Genomic DNA, 20,270 nt, shown 5'->3' with positions numbered 1-20,270 from the left:
TGTTCACTTGGCGGCCGTGGCCGTCGTGTTGGCGGCGGCCGCGGGCGCTTCGACCACGCGAACCAGGTCGCCGTCGTTCAGGAAGCCCGCGCCCTGCACGACCACCTTGGCGTCGGCCGGCAGCTCGGTCCGGATCTCCACGCGGTCGCCCACGCGGCGGCCGGTCTCGACCTTGATGGCGCGCACCCGCTGGTCGGGCTGCAGCACCAGCACGTGGTTGAAGCCGTCGCGCGGCACGATGGAGGCCTGCGGCACGGTGCGGGCCTGGTTGCGGCCCAGCTCGAAGTCGCCGCTGGCGAACATGCCGGCCTTCAGGGACGACTTGCCGTCCATGGCGCCGGGCAGGTCGACGTAGATCAGCGCGTTGCGCGTCTGCGGGTCCACCGTGGGCGCCATGCTGCGCACGGTGCCGCGCACCTGCGCGCCGCTGGCGCCGGTGACCACGGCCGGCGTGCCCACCGCGATGCGGCCCAGCTCGCTGGCGGTGACCTCGGCGCGCCATTCCAGGCGGCCCTGGCGGATCAGGCGGAACAGCTCGGTGCCCGCGTTGACCACGCTGCCCACCGTGGCGGTGCGCGAGGACACCACGCCGTCGTCCGGAGACAGCACGCGGGTGTTGCCGATGCGCACCTGCTGCGCCGCGAGCATGGCCTTGGCCGCCTCGACCTTGGCCTTGGCGGTCTGCTCGGCAGTGATGTACTGGTTGATCTGCTGCTGGCTCAATGCGCCCGTGGTCTGCAGGGTGCGCGCGCGGCTCGCGTTGCCGGCGGCGTCGGCGGCGGTGGCCTGCGCTTCGGCCAGCGAGGCCTTGGCCTGCGCCATGTCGGCCTGCACCGACTCAGGTGCGAACACGGCCAGCACCTGGCCCTTCCTGACCACGTCGCCCACGTTCACCCGCACCTCGGCCAGGCGCAGGTTGGCCGCCTCGGAGCCGACACTGGCTTCCTGCCAGGCGGCGATGTTGCCGTTGGCCGGCAGCTTCACCACCAGCTCGGTATCTTCCGGCTGGGCCACCGTCACCGTGAGGGCAGGGCGGGCCGGCACGTCGGACCTGGCGGCCTCCTTGGGCTTTTCCTCGCCCTTGGGCCGCAACGCGAAGACCGCGGCCACGGCCACCAGCAGCAGGACGGCCAGCGCGATGAAGAGATGCGAGCGTTTGATGTTCTTGAAGTTCATGGCGAGGTCGATGCGGAAGAGACGGCGGTGTCGGCATCCGGCCGTTGCCAGCCGCCGCCCATGGCGCGATAGAGGGTGACGAAGGCCTCGGCGCGGGCGCGCTGCAGGCCGACCAGCGTGGTCTGCGAGACGAAGAGCGCGCGGCGCGAATCCTCCAGCTCGAACAGGCTGGCCAGGCCGGTGTCGTAGCGGGCCTGCGTGGCGGTGAAGGAGGTCTGGAAGTCGCGCACCGCGGAGGTGGCGTCGTCGAAGCGGTCGTTGGTGCTCTGCAGCGTGACCAGGGCCGACTCGACCTCGCGCACGGCCTGGCGCACGGTGGCGCGGTACTGGCTCGCAGCCTCGTCGTAGCGCACGCGTGCGGCCTCGGCGTTGGCGGCGCGGGTGCCGCCGTCGAAGATGGGCACGTCCAGCGCCAGCGGGCCGATGCTCCAGGTGTTGATGTTTTCCGTGAAGCCGCCCATGCGGAACTGCAGTGCGGCGATGGAGCCGGTGAGCGTCAGGCGCGGATAGCGCCGTGCCTCGGCCGCGCCGGCCTCGGCGCTGGCCGCGGCCACCGATTTCTCGGCCGCGAACACGTCGGGCCGCTGCGCCAGCGCGGCGGCGGGCACTGCGCCGATGCTGTTCACCGTGGGCAGCGAGGGCTCGATGGGCGCGGCGTCCAGCTTCGCATCCACCAGTCCGGCATCCAGGCCGGTGAGCGCCACCAGCGCCTTGCGCAGCAGGGTGCACTGCGCGCGCTGCTGCGTCACGCGCGACGCGGCGTCGGAGGCGCCGGCGCGAGCGCGGGCGGCATCGGCCGGTGCCTGGAAGCCGGCCTTGGCGGCCAGGTCCGTGAGGCGCGCGGTGTCGGCGCGCGACTGCGCATCGTTGATCGTCACGGCCAGTTCGCGCTGGCAGGCGCGCTCGTCGAAGTAGTTCAGCGCGGTGTCCGCCGCCACCGCCACGCGCGCACCGTACAGCCGCGCATCCGCGCTTTCGAGCTGCGCCTGGGACGCGTCGCGGGTGGCCCGCAGGCCGCCGAACAGGTCGATCTCCCAGCTCGACTGCAGGCCGGCCTGCAGCGTGGTGATGGGCGTCACGGCCTGGCCCGGTGCGCTGGCCGCTAGCGAGTTGCCGCGGCTGGCCTGCAGGTTGCCGTTGAGGTTGGGCACCAGCGCCGCGCCTGCGGCGGTGCGGTTGGCGCGCGCATCGGCCAGGCGCGCGGCGGCGCTGGCGATGTCGGGGCTGACCTGCTGCGACGCGTCGATCAGCTCGACCAGCAGCGGCTCGTCCAGGTGCCGCCACCACTCAGCCATCAGCGTGGGTGCGCCGCTGGACGGCAGCGGCACGTGCCACTGGGCGGGCGTCGGGTCGTCCACCCGGTCGGGCGGCCGGGTGGCGCAGGCCGTCGTCAGCAGCAACAGCAGCGGGGCGCTCAGGCAGGCGAGCGCGTGCAGGCGTCGATTCCTCATGGTGTCCAGGTCGTCTTCCGCTCGTGGCGGGATGTGCGAGACCGGCAAGTCAGCGGGCGAAGGCCGGTCCGGGTCGGGATGCGCCAGTCGAGCTGGGTAAGCCTGGCTCGCGCGCAAGAGGCGGAGCATAGCAAGTTGGGCGGCCCATTTCGGGTAGGCCTGCGCCTCGCAGGGATGAGAGTTTCGGCAACCATTGATGCTCGATTCGCACGCGTTCTTAGAATGCGTCGCCATGCCAGCTGCCTCTCCCGCGCTCCCCCTCGATGCCGACGGCATCCTCGCGCTTGCCGCGCGCTCGATGTTCAAACTCTTTTCCAGCGTCAGCCAGGGCATGTTCCTGGTGGACCGCAGCGGGCGCATCGTCTGGATGAACGAGGGCTACAAGCGCTTCCTGCCGGCGCTGGGCTTCAGCTCGCAGGACCAGTTCCTGGGCCACATGGTGGAGGACGTGATCCCGAACACGCTGATGCGGCAGGTGCTCGAGAGCGGCGAGCCGGTGCTGATCGACCTGCTGACCAACAAGGCCGGCACCTTCGTCGTCAGCCGCATCCCGCTGCACGAGGGCGAGGACAGCGAGAGCGGCAAGCTGGGCCCGGTGATCGGCGCCATCGGCATCGTGCTCTTCGACCAGCCGCAGACCACGCTGGCGCCGCTGATCAACAAGTTCGCGCTGCTGCAGCGCGACCTGGACGATGCGCGGCGCGAGCTGGCCAGCCAGCGCAACAACCCGCTCTTCAAGCACGCGGCCGACGGGCTGCGGCGCTCCAAGTACACCTTTGCCAGCTTCGTGGGCAGCAGCCCGGCCGCGGTGGAGGTCAAGCGCCACGCGCGCCGCGCGGCGCAGTCCAACAGCCCGGTGCTGCTGCTGGGAGAGACCGGCACCGGCAAGGAACTGCTGGCCCATGCGGTCCACGCCGCGTCCTCGCGGGCCGACGGCCAGTTCGTCAGCGTCAACATCGCGGCCGTGCCCGACACGCTGCTGGAGGCCGAGTTCTTCGGCGTGGCCCCCGGCGCCTTCACCGGCGCCGACCGCAAGGGCCGACAGGGCAAGTTCAAGCTGGCCGACGGCGGCACGCTCTTCCTCGATGAGATCGGCGACATGCCTCTCGGCCTGCAGGCCAAGCTGCTGCGCGCGCTGCAGGAAGGCGAGATCGAGCCGCTGGGCTCCAACAAGCTCGTGCCCTTCGACGCGCGGCTGATCGCCGCCACCTCGCGCGACCTGCCAGCGCTGGTGCGCGACGGGCGCTTTCGCGAAGACCTCTACTACCGCCTCAACGTGCTGCCGCTGCGCGTGCCGCCGTTGCGCGAGCGGCGCGCCGACATTCCGGCGCTGGTGGAAGTGCTGGGCGAGGACATGGCCCTGCGCAGCGGCGAGGCGCCGCCCGAGCTGACGCCCGACGCCCTGGCGCTGCTGGCCGGTCAGCGCTGGCGCGGCAACATCCGCGAGCTGCGCAACGTGCTGGAGCAGGTGACCATGCGCAGCGACTCGCAGCGCATCGACGCCGCCATGCTCGAGGCCATCATGCGCGAGTCGGGCGTGGAGCAGATAGATGCCGCCGCACCGGCGCACGAGAGCGCCGTGGAGCTGGACGAGGCCACGCGCAACGCGGCCCTTCTGCGCCCCCTGGAAGCGCAGGTGGCCGAGCTGGAGCAGCGTGCCATCGCCGCCGCCATGGCTGCCACGGGCGGCAACAAGCTGGCGGCCTCGCGCATGCTGGGCATCTCGCGCGCGACGCTCTACGACCGTCTGGTAAACCCTGTATAGAAATCAGTCATTCGCCTGGAATCCAGGCAATGACGCTGTGCAATCTTTGCGCCTTCCCAGCGAAGAAGCCTGGAAAGTACGCGTTAACACGTGCTGTTACGGCTGGCACGAACTGTGCAACATTCAGCCATCAACGAAAAAGGAGACTCCGCAATGCATCGTCGCAACCTGGTGGCCATCGCCACCTTCGCCGCCATCGGCTTCGGCTCGCCCGCCTGGGCCCAGTCCGACACCATCAAGGTCGCGCACGTCTACAGCAAGACCGGCCCGCTGGAGGCCTACGGCAAGCAGACCCAGGTGGGCCTGATGATGGGCCTGGACTACGCCACCGGCGGCACGATGACGGTGAACGGCAAGAAGATCGAGATCATCGAGAAGGACGACCAGGGCAAGCCCGACCTGGGCAAGTCGCTGCTGGCCGCCGCGTATGCGGACGACAAGGCCGCCATCGCCATCGGCCCCTCGTCGTCCGGCGTGGCGCTGGCGATGCTTCCGGTGGCCGAGGAATACAAGAAGGTCCTGATCGTGGAGCCCGCGGTGGCCGATTCGATCACTGGCGACAAGTGGAACAAGTACATCTTCCGCACCGGCCGCAATTCCAGCCAGGACGCCATCAGCAACGCCGTGGCGCTGGACAAGGAGGGCGTGAGCGTCGCCACCCTGGCCCAGGACTACGCCTTTGGCCGCGACGGCGTGAAGGCCTTCAAGGACGCGTTGAAGAAGGCCAAGATCGTTCATGAGGAATACCTGCCGGTCAACACCACCGACTTCACCGCCGGTGCGCAGCGCCTCATCGACTCGCTCAAGGACAAGCCGGGCCGCAAGGTGATCTTCGTGATCTGGGCCGGCGCGGGCAATCCGTTCAAGATCGCCGACCTGGACCTCAAGCGCTACAACATCGAGATCGCCACCGGCGGCAACATCCTGCCGGCCATGGCCAGCTACAAGCAGTTCCCGGGCATGGAAGGCGCCACCTACTACTACTTCGGCATCCCGAAGAACCCGGTGAACGAGGCAATGGTGTCCATGCACTACAAGCAGTTCAAGACGCCGCCGGACTTCTTCACGGCCGGCGGTTTCTCCGCCGCGATGGCCCTGGTCACCGCGCTGAAGAAAACGGGCGGCGACACCAACACCAACAAGCTCATCACCGCCATGGAAGGCATGAGCTTCGACACGCCCAAGGGCAAGATGACCTTCCGCAAGGAAGACCACCAGGCCATGCAGAGCATGTACCACTTCAAGATCAAGGCCGACCCGGCCTTCACCTGGGGCGTGCCCGAGCTGGTGCACGAGATCAAGCCCGAGGAAATGAACATCCCGATCAAGAACAAGCGATAACGGGCCCACCCCCGACCCTCGCTCACTTCCTGTAGCTCGCATCCCCCTTTGGGGGCAACACCAAGCGGCCCGGCATGGCCGGTTCCGCGGTGTTCCTGAACTGTCGCGGCTGGCGCCGCTGACCTTGGACGTCATCGAGAAGACGCTGGCCGCGCTGCATGCGCGTCGCCGGCTTGGCCGCCGCATGCGCGAAAGCGCAGCGGCATTCCCCGCGGCCCCAGGCCGTCCGAGCAAAGCAAACGATAAGGAGACAACAATGAGAATTCCGTCAATGCTTCTGGGTCTTGCCCTGGCCGTGTCGGTCATGGCGGCCGCGGCGCCCGCGAAGGCGGTCGTGGCGCTGCCCGCGCTCAACGTCGACACCAGCAAGACCACCGTGTCCGGCCTGTCTGGCGGCGCCTTCATGGCCACGCAGCTGGGCTATGCCTTCTCGGGCACCTTCAAGGGCGTGGGCGTCTTCGCCGGCGGCCCCTACATGTGCGCGGGGCACAGCAACTACACGGCCTGCATGTACAACGCGACCATCAGCGCGAGCATGCTCAGCACCATGCAGGCCGACCTGAACAACTGGAACGGCACCAGCATCGATTCGCTGGCCAATGTCGCCGGCCAGAAGGTCTACATGTTCGTGGGCAACAGCGACTACACCGTCGGGCCCAACCCGATGAGCGCGCTGAAGACCCAGTACACCAACAACGGCGTGCCGGCCGCCAACCTGGAGTACGTGGCGCGCGCCAGCACCGCGCACGTGTTTCCCACCGACTTCGATGCCACCGGCAACAACAGCTGCTCCAGCACGGCCTCGCCCTACATCGCCAACTGCGGCTACGACGGCGCCAAGGCGCTGTTCACCAGGCTCTACGGCACGCTGAACCCCCGCAACGACGCGCCGGCCGCGGGCAACTACATCGAGTTCGACCAGGCGGCCTTCACCACCAACGCGGGCGTGTCGCCCACGGGCTGGGCGTACGTGCCCGCGAGCTGCACGGCCGGTGCGGTCTGCAAGATCCACGTGGCGCTGCATGGCTGCGTGCAGAACTACGCCACCATCGGCGACAAGTTCATCAAGAACACCGGCTACACCCGCTGGGCCGACACCAACAACATCATCGTGCTGTTCCCGCAGGCCCGGGTGGACAGCACCAGCCGCTCGACCGCGGCCAGTGGCTCGCTGGCCAACCCGAACGGCTGCTGGGACTGGATCGGCTGGTACGGCGCCAGCTTCGCGCAGCGCGCCGGCACGCAGGTGGCGGCCATCAAGGCGATGGTGGATCGCCTGGCCTCGGGCAGCGGCAGCACCGGCGGAGGAGGCGATGGCGGCGGCAGCACGCCATTGCCGGCCCCCGCGAGCGTTTCCACCTCCGGCGCCACCAGCAGCAGCATGACGGTGAGCTGGACCGCGGTGTCCGGCGCCGCCGGCTACAACGTGTACCGCAGCGGCACCAAGCTCACCGCTGCGCCGGTTGCCGGCACCAGCTACAGCGACACCGGCCTGGCGGCCTCGACCTCCTACAGCTGGACGGTGGCCGCCGTCGACACCGCGGGCGCCGAAGGCGCGATGTCCTCTGCGGCCACGGGCACGACCACCGGTGGCGGCACCACGGCCCAATGCTTCACGTCGTCGAACTATGCTCATACGACGGCCGGCCGCGCGCACCAGAGCGGCGGCTACGAGCTGGCCAACGGCTCGAACCAGAACATGGGCCTGTGGAACACCTTCGTCACCACCACGCTGAAGATGACGGGCACCAACTACTACGTGATCGGCACCTGTCCCTGACGCGGAACTGCAACCCAAGAAAGACATGCTGGAAACCCGGGATCTCACCATCCGCTTCGGAGGCCATGTGGCCGTGAATGCGGTGTCCTGCGCCTTCGCGCCGGGCACGCTCACGGCCATCGTGGGCCCCAATGGAGCGGGCAAGACGACTTACTTCAACCTGATCTCGGGGCAGCTCAAGGCCACGAGCGGCACGGTGTCGCTCGACGGCCGCCTGCTCAGCGGGCTCTCGCCCTCGGCACGTACGCACGCGGGCCTGGGCCGGGCCTTCCAGCTCACCAACCTGTTCCCCAACCTCACAGTGCTGGAGAACGTCCGGCTCGCGGTGCAGGCGACACGCGAAGGCGCGCACCGGCGCGGCCTGAACCTGTGGAGCATCTGGAGCGATCACAAGGCGCTCAGCACACGCGCCGACGAGATCCTGGCGCAGGTCGCGCTGAAGGCGCGCGAGCACGACACCGTGGCCAGCCTGCCGCACGGCGACCAGCGCAAGCTGGAGGTGGCGCTGCTCATCGCGCTGGAACCGAAGGTCTTCATGTTCGACGAACCCACGGCCGGAATGAATGCCGCCGAGGCGCCGGTCATCCTCGACCTGATCCGGCAGCTTAAAGCGGACAAGAGCAAGACCATCCTGCTGGTGGAGCACAAGATGGACGTGGTGCGCGAGCTGGCCGACCGCATCATCGTGCTGCACAACGGCACGCTGGTGGCCGACGGCGAACCGGCCGAGGTCATCGCTTCGCCGGTGGTTCAAGAGGCCTACCTGGGCGTCGCGAAGGAGGCCGCATGAGCGAGAACCTGCTGGCGCTCCAGGGTGTGCAAACGCACATCGGCGCCTATCACATCCTCCACGGCGTGGACCTGGCCGTGCCCCAGGGGCAGCTGACCATGCTGCTGGGCCGCAACGGCGCGGGCAAGACCACGACGCTGCGGACCATCATGGGCCTGTGGCATGCGTCGCAGGGGTCGGTGAGCTTCGGCGGCGCCGACATCACGGCAATGAGCACGCCGCAGATCGCCGACCTCGGCATCGCCTACGTGCCCGAGAACATGGGCATCTTCTCCGACCTGACGGTCAAGGAGAACATGCTGCTGGCCGCGCGCGGCGCACGCCGCGCCGCCGACATGGACGACAAGCGACTGGCCTGGATCTTCAAGCTGTTCCCCGCGGTGGAGAAGTTCTGGAACCACCCCGCGGGCAAGCTCTCGGGCGGGCAGAAGCAGATGCTGGCGGTGGCGCGTGCCATCGTGGAGCCGCGCCGGCTGCTCATCATCGACGAGCCCAGCAAGGGCCTGGCGCCGGCCATCATCAACAACATGATCGACGCCTTCGCCGAACTCAAGGCGAGCGGCGTGACCATCCTGCTGGTGGAGCAGAACCTCAACTTCGCGCAGCGCCTGGGCGACACCGTGGCCGTGATGGACAACGGCCAGGTGGTGCATGCCGGCGGCATGGCCGCGTTCTCGCAAGACGCCGAACTGCAGCAGCGTCTGCTGGGACTCGCACTATGAAAACGGATATCGACTGGAAGCCCCTCCTGCTGGCGCCCGTGCTGGCCCTGATCGCCTTGCCGCTGACCGGCTCCTTCTCGACCTGGCTCACGCTCACCGTGGCGGGCCTGGCGATGGGCATGATCATCTTTGTCATCGCCTCGGGCCTCACGCTGGTCTTTGGGCTGATGGACGTGCTCAACTTCGGCCACGGCGTGTTCATCGCGCTGGGCGCCTTCGTGGCCAGCAGCGTGCTGGGCCTCATGAGCGACTGGACCGGCTCGCAGGAACTGTGGCGCAACCTGGTGGCGGTGTTCCCGGCGATGCTGGTGGCGATGCTGGTGGCCGGCGCCCTGGGCCTGGTGTTCGAGCGACTGATCGTGCGGCCGGTGTACGGCCAGCACCTCAAGCAGATCCTCATCACCATGGGCGGCATGATCATCGGCGAGGAGCTGATCAAGGTGATCTGGGGCCCCGGCCAGCTCCCGCTGCCGCTGCCCGAGGCGCTGCGCGGCTCGCTCTTTGTCGCCGACGCGGCCATCAGCAAGTACCGCCTGCTGGCGGTGGCGGTGGGCCTGGCGGTGTTCGGCCTGCTGGCCTGGACGCTCAGCCGCACCAAGATCGGCCTCTTGATCCGCGCCGGCGTGCAGGACCGTGAGATGGTCGAGGCGCTGGGCTATCGCATCGGCCTGCTGTTCATCGGCATCTTCGTGGCCGGCAGCGCGCTGGCCGGCCTGGGCGGGACCATGTGGGGCCTGTTCCAGCAGAACCTCATTCCGCAGATGGGCGCGCAGGTCAACGTGCTGATCTTCATCGTCATCATCATCGGCGGCCTGGGCTCGACCACCGGCGCGCTCATCGGCGCGCTGCTGGTGGGGCTGATGAACAACTACATCGGCTTCCTGCTGCCGGCGGCCACGCAGTTCTCCACCATCGCGCTGATGGTGGCGGTGCTGCTGTGGCGTCCGCAGGGCGTCTATGCCGTGGCCAACCGCTGAAGGAGGCCACGCATGTTCATGAAAAGAATCCTCTCCAACGACCTGCCGGGCAGCCGCGTGCTGGCGCTGATCCTGGTGGCCGTCGTGCTGGCGCTGGCCTTCGCGCCCTTCGTCTTCCCGGGCGTCAAGGCGCTGAGCGTGGCGGCCAAGATCCTGGTGTTCATCGTGCTCGTGGCCAGCTTCGACCTGCTGCTGGGCTACACCGGCATCGTGAGCTTCGCCCACACCATGTTCTTCGGCATCGGGGCCTACGGCATCGCGATCGCCGCGTCGAACATGGGACCCACCTGGGGCGCCATCGCGGTCGGGCTGGTGGCTTCGCTGCTGCTCTCGCTGCTGCTGTCGCTGGCCATCGGGCTGTTCTCGCTGCGGGTGCGGGCGATCTTCTTCGCCATGATCACGCTGGCGGTGGCCTCGGCCTTCCAGACGCTGGCCTCGCAGCTCTCGGCCTTCACCGGCGGCGAGGACGGCCTGACCTTCAAGCTGCCCGAGATCATCTCGCCGAGCTTCGAGTTCGCCGAGGAACCCTTCCTGGGTGCCTCGCTCGACGGCCGCCTGCTGTGCTACTACCTCCTGTTCGTGACGGCGGTGGTGCTGGTGCTGGCCATGCTGCGCATCGTCAACTCGCCCTTCGGCCGTGTGCTGCAGGCCATCCGCGAGAACGAGTTCCGCGCCGAGGCCATCGGCTACCGGGTGGTGGTGTACCGCACCGTGTCCTCCATGCTGTCGGCGCTGTTCGCCACGCTGGCGGGTGCGATGCTGGCCATCTGGCTGCGCTACAACGGGCCCGAGACCTCGCTGTCCTTCGAGATCATGGTGGACGTGCTGCTCATCGTGGTGATCGGCGGCATGGGCACCATCTACGGCGCGGTCATCGGCGCCGCCATCTTCGTCATCGCCCAGAGCTACCTGCAGGACCTGCTGCGCATCGCGGGCGAGCAGGCCAGCGCCTTGCCCTGGCTTGCGGCATTGCTCTCGCCGGACCGCTGGTTGCTGTGGCTGGGCCTGCTGTTCGTGCTCTCTGTCTATTTCTTCCCCACCGGCGTGGTGGGCAAGCTGCGCGCGGCTCGCAGGAAGGCCGTCCGCTAGGGCCCCAAGAGGCCGCCAAGAACAACAACGAGGAGACGACCATGAGAAGAGTAGGCGAGCCCTGGAAAACCTGGCGCGCCGGGTGCGCTGCGGCCTTGTGGGGCGTGATGGCGGCATCCGGCGCATGGGCCCAGCAGCCGGCGACAGGCGGCGCAGAGGTGGTGATCGGCCAGGTGGCGCCGCTGTCGGGGGTGCTCGCGAGCACCGGCGAACAGATGGTGCTGGGCGGCCGCATCTACTTCGATGCGGTCAACGACCAGGGCGGCGTGAACGGCGCTCGCATCCGCCACAAGGTGGTGGACGACGGCTACAAGGTCGACGAGACGGTGCGCCTCACCAAGGAGTTGCTGGCCAGGTCCGACACGGTGGCGCTGTTCGGCTTTGCCGGCACCGCCAACGTCGCGAGGCTGCTCGACGAAGGCGTGCTCGAGCGTGGTGGCGCGGCGCTGGTGGCGCCCTACACGGGCGGCGAGCCGCTGCGCAACCCCTTCAATCCGTGGATCTTCCACGTGCGTGCCGGCTACGGCGACGAGACCGAGCACATGGTGCAGCAGGTCACGACCTTGGGCCTCAAGCGCATCGCCGTCATGTACCAGGACGACGCCTTCGGCAAGGCCGGCCTGGCCGGCGTGGGCGCGGCGCTGCAGAAGCGCAACCTGCCGATGGCCGCCGCCGCGAGCTACGAGCGCAACACCGACAAGGTGGACGACGCCGTGAAGGCCATCAAGGCCTCGGACGCGCAGGCGGTGATCATGATCGCCATCAACAAGCCGGCGGCCGCCTTCATCAAGCGCTACCGCGAGTCGGGCGGCGGCGCGCAGCTGTTCAACATCTCGGTGGTCGACCCGGCCGAGCTGGTGAAGTCCGCGGGGCTGGCCAACGCGCGCGGCCTGGGTATCAGCCAGGTGGTGCCATACCCGTACCGGCCCGACCTGCCGGCGGTGCGCGAGTACCACCAACTCCTGAAGAAATACGCACCCGGGCAGGAGCCCAATTACACCAGCTTCGAGGAATTCCTCGGCGCCAAGGTGCTGGTCGAGGCCCTGCGCCGCGCCGGCGCCGCGCCGAGCCGCGCACGCGTCTTGCGAGCGCTGGAGTCGATGAGCAACTACGACCTGGGTGGCGTCTTCGTCAATTTCTCGAACGCGAACCGCATCGGCTCGCGCTACGTGGAAGTCACCGTCATCGGCAGCAGCGGAAAGCTGCTGAAGTAACCAGAAAGCCAAGGAGAGGCCCCCGCCATGTCACCCACCTCGCACTACATCCGCTGTGCCGGACACGAGATCCACTACGTGGAGTGGGGCGCCGAGCATGCGCAAACCGTGATCGCCTGGCACGGCCTGGCGCGCACCTGCCGCGACATGGACGAGCTGGCGGCCGACCTGTGCTCGCGCGGCTGGCGCGTGATCTGCCCCGACACCATCGGCCGCGGACTGAGCCAGTGGAGCCGCGAGCCCGATGCGCACTACCAGCTGTCCTTCTACGCGCAGATCGCGGCCGAGCTGTGCGAGCAACTGGACCTGCGGCGCGTGCACTGGGTGGGCACCTCGATGGGCGGGGCCATCGGCATGGTCTGCGCCTCGGGACTGTTCCAGCCGGCGATGAAGGGGCGCATTGCCAGTCTCACGCTCAACGACAACGCGCCCGAGCTGGCTGCGCCCGCCATCGATCGCATCCGCTCCTATGCCGGCGAGCCGCCGGCCTTCGACACGGTGGTGGAACTGGAGGCCTTCTTCCGCCAGGTCTACGCGCCTTACGGCTGGCTCAGCGACGCGCAGTGGCGCCGGCTGGCGGAGACCTCGACGCGCCGCCTGCCCGACGGCCGCGTCACGCCGCACTACGACCCGGCGATGGCGCGGCAGTTCACCGTCCATCCGGAGGACTACCTGATCTGGAACCACTACGACGCGATCGAGGTGCCGGTGCTGCTGCTGCGCGGCGAGGCCTCGGACCTGGTGTTGCGCGAGACGGTGGCGCAGATGCACAGGCGCGGGCCGGCGACCCGCGGACGCTTCAAGGCGATCGAAGTGCCCGGCTGCGGCCACGCGCCGGCGCTGAACGTGCCGGCGCAGGTGGATGCCGTGGCGGACTTCCTGGCCGCCAGCGAGAAATCCCACGCCGCGTGACAATGCGCTCCCTTTCCAAGGAGACATGATGGCGCTTTCGATGTACGAGATTTCGGTTCCGGTGATCCTCCGTGGCCTGGGCCAACTGGAGCACGTGCTGGGCAAGGGCCTGGCCCACGCGAAGGAACAGGGCATCGAGCCCGGCCGCCTGGTGGAGGCGCGCCTGGCGCCCGACATGCTGACGCTGGCCGGCCAGGTGCAGCGTGCCAGCGACACGGCCAAGGCCACCATCGCCCGCATCACCGGCGCCGAGGCGCCGCCGATGCCCGACGACGAGACCACCATCGAGCAGCTCATCGCCCGCAGTGAGAAGACCCGTGCCTTCGTGCAGGGCGTGGACCGCGCGCTGTTCGACACCGCGGCCGAGCGCGTGGTGGAGATGAAACTGGGCGGCAACGTGATGCAGTTCAGCGGCCAGCAGTACCTGCTGGGTTTCGGCCTGCCCAACTTCTACTTCCACATCACCACGGCCTACGACGTGCTGCGCAACCAGGGCGTCCCTCTCGGCAAGCGCGACTACCTCGGCAAAATTTAGGCCCCCCGGCTTTTCACTTCGCTTCGCTGCGTGTAATTCGCCACCCCCCGAGGGGGAGACTCCACCAGCGGCCCGGCGAAGCCGGTTCCGCGGTGAGGGCTGTCTTCGGGTTCTTCTTCGTGCGGCCTAAGGTTTCAAGGGACGGCCGCGGTCGGCCAGCCGGCCAGGTGCCGCATCGCGATGCCGCCCAGGGCCTCGATCCACGCCGGGTCGTCGTTGAGGCAGGGAATGTAGTGGAAGGCCTTTCCACCTGATCCGAGGAAGGCGTCGCGGCCTTCCATGGCGATTTCCTCCAGCGTCTCCAGGCAGTCGCTGGTGAAGCCGGGGCACATCACGTCCACCCGCGCCAGGCCCTGCGCGCCGAAGCCGCGCAGCGTGGCGTCGGTGGAAGGCTCCAGCCACTTGGCGCGGCCGAAGCGCGATTGGAAGCTCACGCGAAACTGCGATGCCGGCAGGCGCAGGCACTCGGCCAGCAGGCGTGCCGTCTCCTGGCACTGCGCCGAATAGGGGTCGCCCAGCAGCGCGGTGCGCTCAGGCACGCCGTGGAAGCTCATCAGCAGCATCTCGCCCTGCCCATGGGCCCGCCAGTGGCGCTGCACGCTGCGCGCCAGCGCTTCGATGTAGCCGGGATCGTCGTGGTAGCTGTTCACGAAGCGCAGCTCGGGCAGGCGGCGCACCTTCCGGCTCCAGTCGTTCACTGCGTCGACCACGCTGGCGGTGGTGGTGCCCGAGTACTGCGGGTAGGCCGGGAGCACCAGCACGCGCTCCACGCCCTCGGCCTTGAGCGCGTCGAGCTGCGCGCCGATGGCGGGCTGGCCGTAGCGCATCGCGTCGAGCACGCGAAGCGCGTGGCCGTGCTCCGAGAACAGGCTGCGCAGCATCTGCGCCTGCTTCGCGGTCCACACCTTCAGTGGCGAGCCTTCGGGGGTCCAGATGCTGGCGTACTTGGCGGCCGACTTCGCCGGCCGCGTGCGCAGGATGATGCCGTGCAGGAGCAGCCACCAGATCGGCGCCGGAATCTCGACCACGCGCGGGTCGGCCAGGAACTGCGCCAGGTAGCGGCGGACCGCGCCGGCCGTGGGCGCGTCGGGCGAGCCGAGGTTGCACCAGAGGATGGCGGTGGCGGGGGCGGTGCGGGTGTTGGGGGCAGGGGGAGCCAGCGGCTCGGGGCGAAAGCGCATGCGATATTCTCCCGCATGACCTTGGAAGCAATGCCGGCGCCCCGGCTGGACGTCTCGCGCATCCGCGGGATCACCCTGGACCTGGACGACACCCTGTGGCCCATCTGGCCGACCATCGAGCGCGCCGAGGCGGTGCTGCACGGCTGGCTGGTGCGCGAGGCACCGCGCACCGCCGAACTGCTCGTCACGCCTGGCGTGCTGCGCGAGCTGCGCGAAGCCACCGAGCGCGAGCGCTCCGACCTGGCGCACGACCTGAGCGCGCTGCGCCGTGAATCGATACGCGCCGCCCTTCGCAAGGCCGGCGAAGACCCGGCACTGGCCGACCCGGCCTTCGATGCCTTCTTCGCCGAACGCCAGCGCGTGGAGCTCTACGAGGACGCATTGCCCGCGCTGCAGTGGCTCAGCGCGCGCTATCCGCTGGTGGCGGTGTCCAACGGCAATGCCGACGTGCACCTGACGGGCGTGGGACAGTGGTTCAAGGGCGCTTTCAGCGCGCGGGGCTTCGGCAGCGGCAAGCCGCAGGCGCCGATCTTCCATGCGGCCGCGGCCTCGCTGGGCCTGGCACCGGAGCAGGTGCTGCACGTGGGCGACGATGCGGCGCTGGACGTGCTGGGCGCCATCGATGCCGGCATGCAGGCTGCCTGGCTGGTGCGCGACGAGCGGCCGTGGGAGCACGACACGCAGCCGCACATCACCGTGCGCGACCTGCAGGCCCTTTGTCAGGCCTTGCAGCCGAAGTAGCGCTTCAGCCGCAATTGAGCATCAGCCACACCTCCAGCGGCGAGGGCTTGCCCGGCACCAGCCGTGCGCGCAGCGGCGGGCTCTTGCAGTTGTTGCCTTCCAGGTAGATGTCCACCAGCCGCGCCACGGCCTCGGCGCGCTCCTTCTCGGCCGGCGTGTCGCTGAAGTAGCGCACTTCGTTGCTCTGGCCGCGGTTGATGCGCTCGGCCGCCGGCGCGTTGAAGCCGCCTTCGCGCAGCGATTCGCGCAGCCCGTCGATGAAGGGCCGCTGCACGCTGCCGGCGAACTGAACGTACACCGGTGGACGCACCGCCTGGTTCACCGCGGCGCGGGTGTCGGCCGGCAGGTAGCTGGCACTGCGGTCGGCCTGCTGCACCTGCGCGAGCGTGCTGCGGTACTGCGAGATGGTGAGCTTGAATTCGTCCGAGGTCTTGCGCAGGTCTTCCACTTCCTGGCGGGCCTGGCCCACGTCGCGCTTTGCCTGCTCGAACTCGGTCTTGGCCGTTTCCAGCTCCTTCTTCGCCGCGTCGAGCCGGCCGGTGCTGGACGCCAGGTCCACCTGTGCCTTGGCCAGGTCGCTCTGCGCGCGGGGCAGGCCGATGTAGAAGGTCCACGCAGCGAGGGCCACGGCAAGCGAGGCCACCACCACCTTGGAGATGGAGTCGAAGCCCCAGCCCGAGAGGTTGCGGACCTCGTGGTTCAGCTTGGCAAGCTGGGCGCGCTTGATCTGCTCGTCCAGGCTGGGTTCGGGTGTTGCGGTCGGATCGGCCGGCATGCGCGCATCCTGCGGCCAAGGATGGCTGCCGTCCATAGGCCGGTCGGCCAGCCGCCTTGCGGTTCAGCGCCCGCCGACGGCGCGGGCGATGCCTTCGTTCAGGGTGGCTGCGGTGTTCAGGTCCTTCATCAGGCTCAGGCCGTTGGTCTCGACGTTGATGACCGTGTGGTTGGCGATGCGCTGGTTGTTCAGGGTGTTCTGGATCACGGTGCCGCCCACGCTGCCCAGCGACCCTTCCACGGTGTTGCCCGGCCCGTTCTGCACCAGGTTCAGCGCATTCAGCTGGCGGCTCAGCGCCATCGCCTGGCCGGCCGTGATCTTGTCGAGCTGGCCGAAGTTCAGCGTGGTCTGTGTCATTAACTCGCCGTTGATGTAGACGGCCCGCGTGATGCCGAAGCTCACCACCAGGCCGGCGCCGATGTCGAAGCCGCCGCGCTGCGACTCGAGCGTGTCGTCGCTCACCGCCATCCAGGTTTCGTCGTGGCGTTGCAGCGGCGGGCCGGCCAGGGTTCCCCCGGCCAGCAGCAGGCAGGCGAGGGTGGCGAGGCGTCGGATGGCCGTGCCGCGTCGCGTCATCAGAAATCTCCCGGTCCCATCTTGGGCAGGGTGTAGTCCATCATGCTGCTGCGCGGAATGCCGTCGCCCAGCGGCGCGCGCGGCGTCACCTTCCATTCGGCGGCGACGTTGAATTTCGCGCGGTCCATCTGGTTGTGGATCACGAACAGCAGGTTGTTCTGCCAGCGCGCCTCGAAGTCCTGGCGCGACATGGTGCGGGTGCCGCGTGCCGGGTCGCCGATCAGGATGCGCTGGGCGTCCAGGCCCTTGACCACCACGAAGTGGTGGTAGCCGCTTTCGTTGATGAGCACGATGGCCGGCACGCGGGCCTCGTTGAGCTTGTCCAGCGGCAGCTGGAAGCCGTCGGCGTCGAAGCCGTTGTCGGCCAGGAAGCGCTTCATGTCCAGCAGCGAGAAGCCCTCGCGCTGGATCTTCTGCTGGTCGCCGGTGTTGTACATGCCCTGGAACACCGTTTCTTCGGTGACCGGGTAGCCGTAGTGGTGGGTCAGCAGCGTGGCGATGGCCGCCGAGCCGCAGCTGAAGTCGTACTTCTGGATCAGCGTCGTGCGGGTGCGCGACTGCTTCATGCTCGTGATGGGCAGGGTGTAGTCGCCCCCGCCCATGCTGGGCATGTAGGCCTGCTGCGCGCCCACCGAGGTGGCCGCGGCTGCAAGCAGTGCAAGGAAGAGCGGGCTGCGCATGGCCGGCCGCGTCATTCCATCTGCACGTTGAGGATCACCGCGTTCTGGATCAGCACGTTGGCCCCCGAGTTCTGGATCACGATCGGCAGCCCGCTCATGTTGGAGAAGGAGCCGGAGCCGATGGAGTTGGAACCCGTGTTGACCTGGTAGGCCGAGTTGTCCGCGGTGACGCCGTCCAGCGTCATGCTGTTGCGCACCTGTGCGCCGCCACGGAAGGAGGCAAGCGTGTCGCTGCCGACCGGCTGGGCGAACAGGGTGCTGCCAGGGTCCGCCACCGTGGACGGGTCGCTGGCAGCGGCGATCGACGTCTGGGCCTGCACGGGTGCTGCAGCCATCGCGACCAGCGCGAAGCAGGCGCTCGCTAGGGATATCCGGATCTTCATGACCGTTGTTCCTCGACGTTGGCGCTCTCGTTTTCGACGCCATGACGCCGCGCGCCCGCCCGGGCGGGGCGGCGCGCGCGGCATTCATGCCCTGCGGGCCTGGACCTCAGGGTCCGCCGACCGACAGGTTGGCCTGGACGTTCACGCTCTGCTGAACCAGCGAGGCAAGGCCGCTGTTCTGGCTGGCCAGCATCACGCCCGCGGCCGACTGGCCGACGCTCGTCATGGTGTTGGACATGTTGAACGTGCCGGCGTTGACGGAGACCGTCCCGCCCGCGCCGCCCGTGCCGCCGTTGCCGACGCCACCGGTACCGCCAGCGGCCGTCTGGGTTCCGCCGCTGCCCGCTCCGCCTGCGCCGCCGGTGCCGCTGCCACCGGACCCGCCTGAGCCAGCCGTGTTGTTGCCGTTGCTGGCGCTGCCATTGGTGGCACTGCCGTTCGTGCTCGTGCCGCCCGCACCGCCGGTGCCTGCGCCAGCCGTGCGTGTGCCGCCGGAGGTGCTGGTCGCCGCACCGCCGCCACCGCCTGAACCGCCCGCACCGCCTGCGCCGGTCGCGCCGCTCGCGCCGCCTGCACCAGCCGTGCTGGTTCCAGTGCCCGCGCCGCCCGCGCCGCTCGCGCCGCCTGCACCAGCCGTGCTGGTTCCAGTGCCCGCGCCGCCTGCACCGCTCGCACCGCCCGCACCAGCCGTGCTGGTTCCAGTGCCCGTGCCGCCCGTGCCGCTCGCGCCGCCTGCGCCTGCCGTGCCGCTGGCACCTGCTGCGCCTCCTGCACCGCCTGCGCCGCCGGCACTCAAGCCGCCGTCGCCACCATTGCCGCCATTGCCGCCGGAGGTCGAGCCGGAACTGCCGCCGCCACCACCGCCGCCGCTCCTGCCGCCCAGACCGGCCGACAGGCTGCCGCTGCTTCCGGCGCGGCCGCTATCGCCGCCGCCGCCCGCCGCGAGGCTGCCACTGCTTCCGCCGCGGCCGCTATCGCCGCCGCCGCCTGCCGCGAGGCTGCCACTGCTTCCGCCGCGACCGCTGTTGCCGCTGTCGCCGCCGGTTCCGCCGCCGCCGCCGCTCGAGGAGGCCCTTCCGCTTTCGCTCGAGCCACTGGCGCTGCCGCCCGTGCCGCGTCCGCCGTTGCCGGCATCACCGGAACTGCCATTGGTCGCGCTGCCATGCGTGATCGCACCGTTCGAGGCGTTTCCGCCTCCCGCGCCCACTGCACCGTTGCCCACGGCACCATTGCCGCCGGTACCCTGACCACTGGCTTGGCCGCCCTGGCCGGTGCCGCCGCGACCGCCGTAGCCACTGCCGCCATTGGCCGAACCCCCGTTGGAGGCCGTGTTCCCGATGCCGGAAATGGTGTTGCCCGTCACCGTGCCTTCGAGCTTGCTCAGCGCGACGACATGCGTGGTGTTGAACGCATTGCTGAACGTGCCGGTCGAGCCGTTGTTCAGTGCGGCCGAGCGGGCGGCATTGGCATTCGCGGCGCCCGTGCGGGTGTGCGTGCTGCTGTCGGCGCGGCTGTTGTTGCTGCTGTCGCTGCGGCTGTTGTTGCTGCTGTCAGGGGCAGTCACCGTCACTGTCGTCGTATCCGTCGATGTGTTCGTCCCTCCGTCGCCGCTTGTCTGGTCATTGGCCGTGGCAAAAGCCGAGCCGCAGACCCCGAATGCCAAGGCGATCGCAGACGCTAAGAGTGTCTTTTTCATGAAGGCTCCAGGTTAGGTTGATGAAACGCAAGGACAAGCGATCGACCTGCACGGACGCAAGTCGACCGTCGCGCTCTGCAACTTCGGGGCCAGTACGTATCGGCAGCGTCTTAGAAGCCTTTGCTATCGAGGAGGCATGCGGGTTTGGCGCGTGCTGCATGCAATTGAGTAGGTAGTGAGCGCTGGCGAATTCGACGCGTGGAGGAGGCGCATGTGTCACGCTGCGTTGACGCAGGTGATGGCCCACACACGGCAAGCGCAAGGCTGTCCTGTTGCACATGGGCGCAAAGCCGGCTTCGTTACGCCGACGTGACTGTCACGGCAGTGAGACGGCCCTTGGATGTAGGCGCCGCGGCCTCGTGCATCGCCGCAGAGCGTGCACCATGCCCGCGACGCACGCGAGTCCGAGGTGCAATGCTCGACGGGCATTGACTCGGCGATGTGACAGTCGCTCCTTTTCAAGCCATTTGTTGTTGAAAGTTGATT

At 68.9% G+C, this 20,270-nt stretch carries 19 protein-coding genes; 11 read left to right on the top strand and 8 right to left on the bottom strand.

Annotation, left to right across the window (positions count from 1 at the left end):
* Positions 1-3: 3 nt before the first annotated feature.
* Both BM345_RS11510 and BM345_RS11505 read right to left on the bottom strand, forming a co-directional pair.
* The gene (locus BM345_RS11510; protein ID WP_093379386.1) at positions 4-1,176 is read right to left on the bottom strand and encodes an efflux RND transporter periplasmic adaptor subunit; all 1,173 of its coding nucleotides are present in this window, start codon (positions 1,174-1,176) and stop codon (positions 4-6) included.
* Complete coding sequence (locus BM345_RS11505; RefSeq protein ID WP_093379514.1) at positions 1,173-2,627, bottom strand: efflux transporter outer membrane subunit; 1,455 nt, start codon at positions 2,625-2,627, stop codon at positions 1,173-1,175. The genes BM345_RS11510 and BM345_RS11505 overlap by 4 nt, the downstream gene beginning before the upstream one ends.
* 232 nt (positions 2,628-2,859) lie before the next feature.
* Between BM345_RS11505 and BM345_RS11500 the strand changes: the two genes are divergently transcribed.
* The 10 genes from BM345_RS11500 (at position 2,860) to BM345_RS11455 (ending at position 13,752) form a co-directional block, all read left to right on the top strand.
* Positions 2,860-4,392, top strand: coding sequence for a sigma-54 interaction domain-containing protein (locus tag BM345_RS11500; protein WP_093379384.1), 1,533 nt, complete (start codon positions 2,860-2,862; stop codon positions 4,390-4,392).
* A gap of 153 nt (positions 4,393-4,545) precedes the next feature.
* Complete coding sequence (locus tag BM345_RS11495; protein ID WP_093379381.1) at positions 4,546-5,733, top strand: substrate-binding domain-containing protein; 1,188 nt, start codon at positions 4,546-4,548, stop codon at positions 5,731-5,733.
* Between the two features lie 256 nt (positions 5,734-5,989).
* The gene (locus tag BM345_RS11490) at positions 5,990-7,513 is read left to right on the top strand and encodes an extracellular catalytic domain type 2 short-chain-length polyhydroxyalkanoate depolymerase (protein ID WP_093379379.1); all 1,524 of its coding nucleotides are present in this window, start codon (positions 5,990-5,992) and stop codon (positions 7,511-7,513) included.
* Between the two features lie 25 nt (positions 7,514-7,538).
* Positions 7,539-8,303, top strand: coding sequence for an ABC transporter ATP-binding protein (locus BM345_RS11485; RefSeq protein WP_093379376.1), 765 nt, complete (start codon positions 7,539-7,541; stop codon positions 8,301-8,303).
* The gene (locus BM345_RS11480; RefSeq protein ID WP_093379374.1) at positions 8,300-9,025 is read left to right on the top strand and encodes an ABC transporter ATP-binding protein; all 726 of its coding nucleotides are present in this window, start codon (positions 8,300-8,302) and stop codon (positions 9,023-9,025) included. The genes BM345_RS11485 and BM345_RS11480 overlap by 4 nt, the downstream gene beginning before the upstream one ends.
* The gene (locus BM345_RS11475; protein ID WP_093379372.1) at positions 9,022-10,002 is read left to right on the top strand and encodes a branched-chain amino acid ABC transporter permease; all 981 of its coding nucleotides are present in this window, start codon (positions 9,022-9,024) and stop codon (positions 10,000-10,002) included. Before BM345_RS11480 ends, BM345_RS11475 begins: the two co-directional genes overlap by 4 nt.
* Before the next feature lie 12 nt (positions 10,003-10,014).
* On the top strand, positions 10,015-11,091 hold the full coding sequence (locus tag BM345_RS11470) for a branched-chain amino acid ABC transporter permease (RefSeq protein ID WP_093379369.1): 1,077 nt from the start codon (positions 10,015-10,017) through the stop codon (positions 11,089-11,091).
* A gap of 107 nt (positions 11,092-11,198) precedes the next feature.
* Positions 11,199-12,305, top strand: a complete 1,107-nt coding sequence (locus BM345_RS11465; protein ID WP_093379511.1) for an ABC transporter substrate-binding protein — start codon at positions 11,199-11,201, stop codon at positions 12,303-12,305.
* A gap of 27 nt (positions 12,306-12,332) precedes the next feature.
* Entirely contained in the window at positions 12,333-13,217 is an 885-nt protein-coding gene (locus tag BM345_RS11460; protein ID WP_093379366.1) for an alpha/beta fold hydrolase, read from the top strand.
* 28 nt (positions 13,218-13,245) lie between these two features.
* Positions 13,246-13,752, top strand: a complete 507-nt coding sequence (locus BM345_RS11455; protein ID WP_093379508.1) for a DUF1993 domain-containing protein — start codon at positions 13,246-13,248, stop codon at positions 13,750-13,752.
* A gap of 134 nt (positions 13,753-13,886) precedes the next feature.
* Here the strand turns inward: BM345_RS11455 and hemH are convergent, their stop codons facing one another.
* The gene (gene hemH / locus BM345_RS11450; protein WP_093379363.1) at positions 13,887-14,933 is read right to left on the bottom strand and encodes a ferrochelatase; all 1,047 of its coding nucleotides are present in this window, start codon (positions 14,931-14,933) and stop codon (positions 13,887-13,889) included.
* A gap of 15 nt (positions 14,934-14,948) precedes the next feature.
* On the opposite strand from hemH, the gene BM345_RS11445 reads away from it, so the two are divergent.
* Positions 14,949-15,674 (top strand): HAD family hydrolase, encoded by a 726-nt coding sequence (locus BM345_RS11445; protein ID WP_254789688.1) that lies wholly within the window; start codon positions 14,949-14,951, stop codon positions 15,672-15,674.
* A gap of 4 nt (positions 15,675-15,678) precedes the next feature.
* Here BM345_RS11445 and BM345_RS11440 read toward each other — a convergent pair whose 3' ends face one another.
* The 5 genes from BM345_RS11440 to BM345_RS30095 form a co-directional block, all read right to left on the bottom strand.
* A complete protein-coding gene (locus tag BM345_RS11440) occupies positions 15,679-16,449 on the bottom strand; it encodes a hypothetical protein (protein ID WP_139237500.1) in 771 nt (256 codons plus the stop codon).
* A 63-nt stretch (positions 16,450-16,512) separates the two neighbouring features.
* Complete coding sequence (locus BM345_RS11435) at positions 16,513-17,025, bottom strand: hypothetical protein (RefSeq protein ID WP_093379356.1); 513 nt, start codon at positions 17,023-17,025, stop codon at positions 16,513-16,515.
* Complete coding sequence (locus BM345_RS11430) at positions 17,025-17,720, bottom strand: C39 family peptidase (protein ID WP_254789687.1); 696 nt, start codon at positions 17,718-17,720, stop codon at positions 17,025-17,027. Before BM345_RS11430 ends, BM345_RS11435 begins: the two co-directional genes overlap by 1 nt.
* Positions 17,717-18,088, bottom strand: a complete 372-nt coding sequence (locus BM345_RS11425; RefSeq protein WP_093379351.1) for a hypothetical protein — start codon at positions 18,086-18,088, stop codon at positions 17,717-17,719. Before BM345_RS11425 ends, BM345_RS11430 begins: the two co-directional genes overlap by 4 nt.
* A 106-nt stretch (positions 18,089-18,194) precedes the next feature.
* Positions 18,195-19,784, bottom strand: a complete 1,590-nt coding sequence (locus BM345_RS30095) for a hypothetical protein (protein WP_093379348.1) — start codon at positions 19,782-19,784, stop codon at positions 18,195-18,197.
* Between the last annotated feature and the right edge of the window lie 486 nt (positions 19,785-20,270).

The sequence above is a fragment of the Variovorax sp. OV329 genome, from assembly GCF_900114785.1.
Classification (GTDB): Bacteria; Pseudomonadota; Gammaproteobacteria; order Burkholderiales; family Burkholderiaceae_C; genus Variovorax.
Note: the sequence above shows the minus strand (reverse complement) of the source record. Positions and strands in the feature narration are given on the sequence as shown.

What these genes read in the sequence shown, in the direction of transcription:
- BM345_RS11510 (WP_093379386.1), bottom strand. Translation starts at nt 1,176, where the DNA reads ATGAACTTCAAGAACATCAAACGCTCGCATCTCTTCATCGCGCTGGCC.
- BM345_RS11505 (WP_093379514.1), bottom strand. Translation starts at nt 2,627, where the DNA reads ATGAGGAATCGACGCCTGCACGCGCTCGCCTGCCTGAGCGCCCCGCTG.
- BM345_RS11500 (WP_093379384.1), top strand. Translation starts at nt 2,860, where the DNA reads ATGCCAGCTGCCTCTCCCGCGCTCCCCCTCGATGCCGACGGCATCCTC.
- BM345_RS11495 (WP_093379381.1), top strand. Translation starts at nt 4,546, where the DNA reads ATGCATCGTCGCAACCTGGTGGCCATCGCCACCTTCGCCGCCATCGGC.
- BM345_RS11490 (WP_093379379.1), top strand. Translation starts at nt 5,990, where the DNA reads ATGAGAATTCCGTCAATGCTTCTGGGTCTTGCCCTGGCCGTGTCGGTC.
- BM345_RS11485 (WP_093379376.1), top strand. Translation starts at nt 7,539, where the DNA reads ATGCTGGAAACCCGGGATCTCACCATCCGCTTCGGAGGCCATGTGGCC.
- BM345_RS11480 (WP_093379374.1), top strand. Translation starts at nt 8,300, where the DNA reads ATGAGCGAGAACCTGCTGGCGCTCCAGGGTGTGCAAACGCACATCGGC.
- BM345_RS11475 (WP_093379372.1), top strand. Translation starts at nt 9,022, where the DNA reads ATGAAAACGGATATCGACTGGAAGCCCCTCCTGCTGGCGCCCGTGCTG.
- BM345_RS11470 (WP_093379369.1), top strand. Translation starts at nt 10,015, where the DNA reads ATGTTCATGAAAAGAATCCTCTCCAACGACCTGCCGGGCAGCCGCGTG.
- BM345_RS11465 (WP_093379511.1), top strand. Translation starts at nt 11,199, where the DNA reads ATGGCGGCATCCGGCGCATGGGCCCAGCAGCCGGCGACAGGCGGCGCA.
- BM345_RS11460 (WP_093379366.1), top strand. Translation starts at nt 12,333, where the DNA reads ATGTCACCCACCTCGCACTACATCCGCTGTGCCGGACACGAGATCCAC.
- BM345_RS11455 (WP_093379508.1), top strand. Translation starts at nt 13,246, where the DNA reads ATGGCGCTTTCGATGTACGAGATTTCGGTTCCGGTGATCCTCCGTGGC.
- hemH (WP_093379363.1), bottom strand. Translation starts at nt 14,933, where the DNA reads ATGCGCTTTCGCCCCGAGCCGCTGGCTCCCCCTGCCCCCAACACCCGC.
- BM345_RS11445 (WP_254789688.1), top strand. Translation starts at nt 14,949, where the DNA reads ATGACCTTGGAAGCAATGCCGGCGCCCCGGCTGGACGTCTCGCGCATC.
- BM345_RS11440 (WP_139237500.1), bottom strand. Translation starts at nt 16,449, where the DNA reads ATGCCGGCCGATCCGACCGCAACACCCGAACCCAGCCTGGACGAGCAG.
- BM345_RS11435 (WP_093379356.1), bottom strand. Translation starts at nt 17,025, where the DNA reads ATGACGCGACGCGGCACGGCCATCCGACGCCTCGCCACCCTCGCCTGC.
- BM345_RS11430 (WP_254789687.1), bottom strand. Translation starts at nt 17,720, where the DNA reads ATGACGCGGCCGGCCATGCGCAGCCCGCTCTTCCTTGCACTGCTTGCA.
- BM345_RS11425 (WP_093379351.1), bottom strand. Translation starts at nt 18,088, where the DNA reads ATGAAGATCCGGATATCCCTAGCGAGCGCCTGCTTCGCGCTGGTCGCG.
- BM345_RS30095 (WP_093379348.1), bottom strand. Translation starts at nt 19,784, where the DNA reads ATGAAAAAGACACTCTTAGCGTCTGCGATCGCCTTGGCATTCGGGGTC.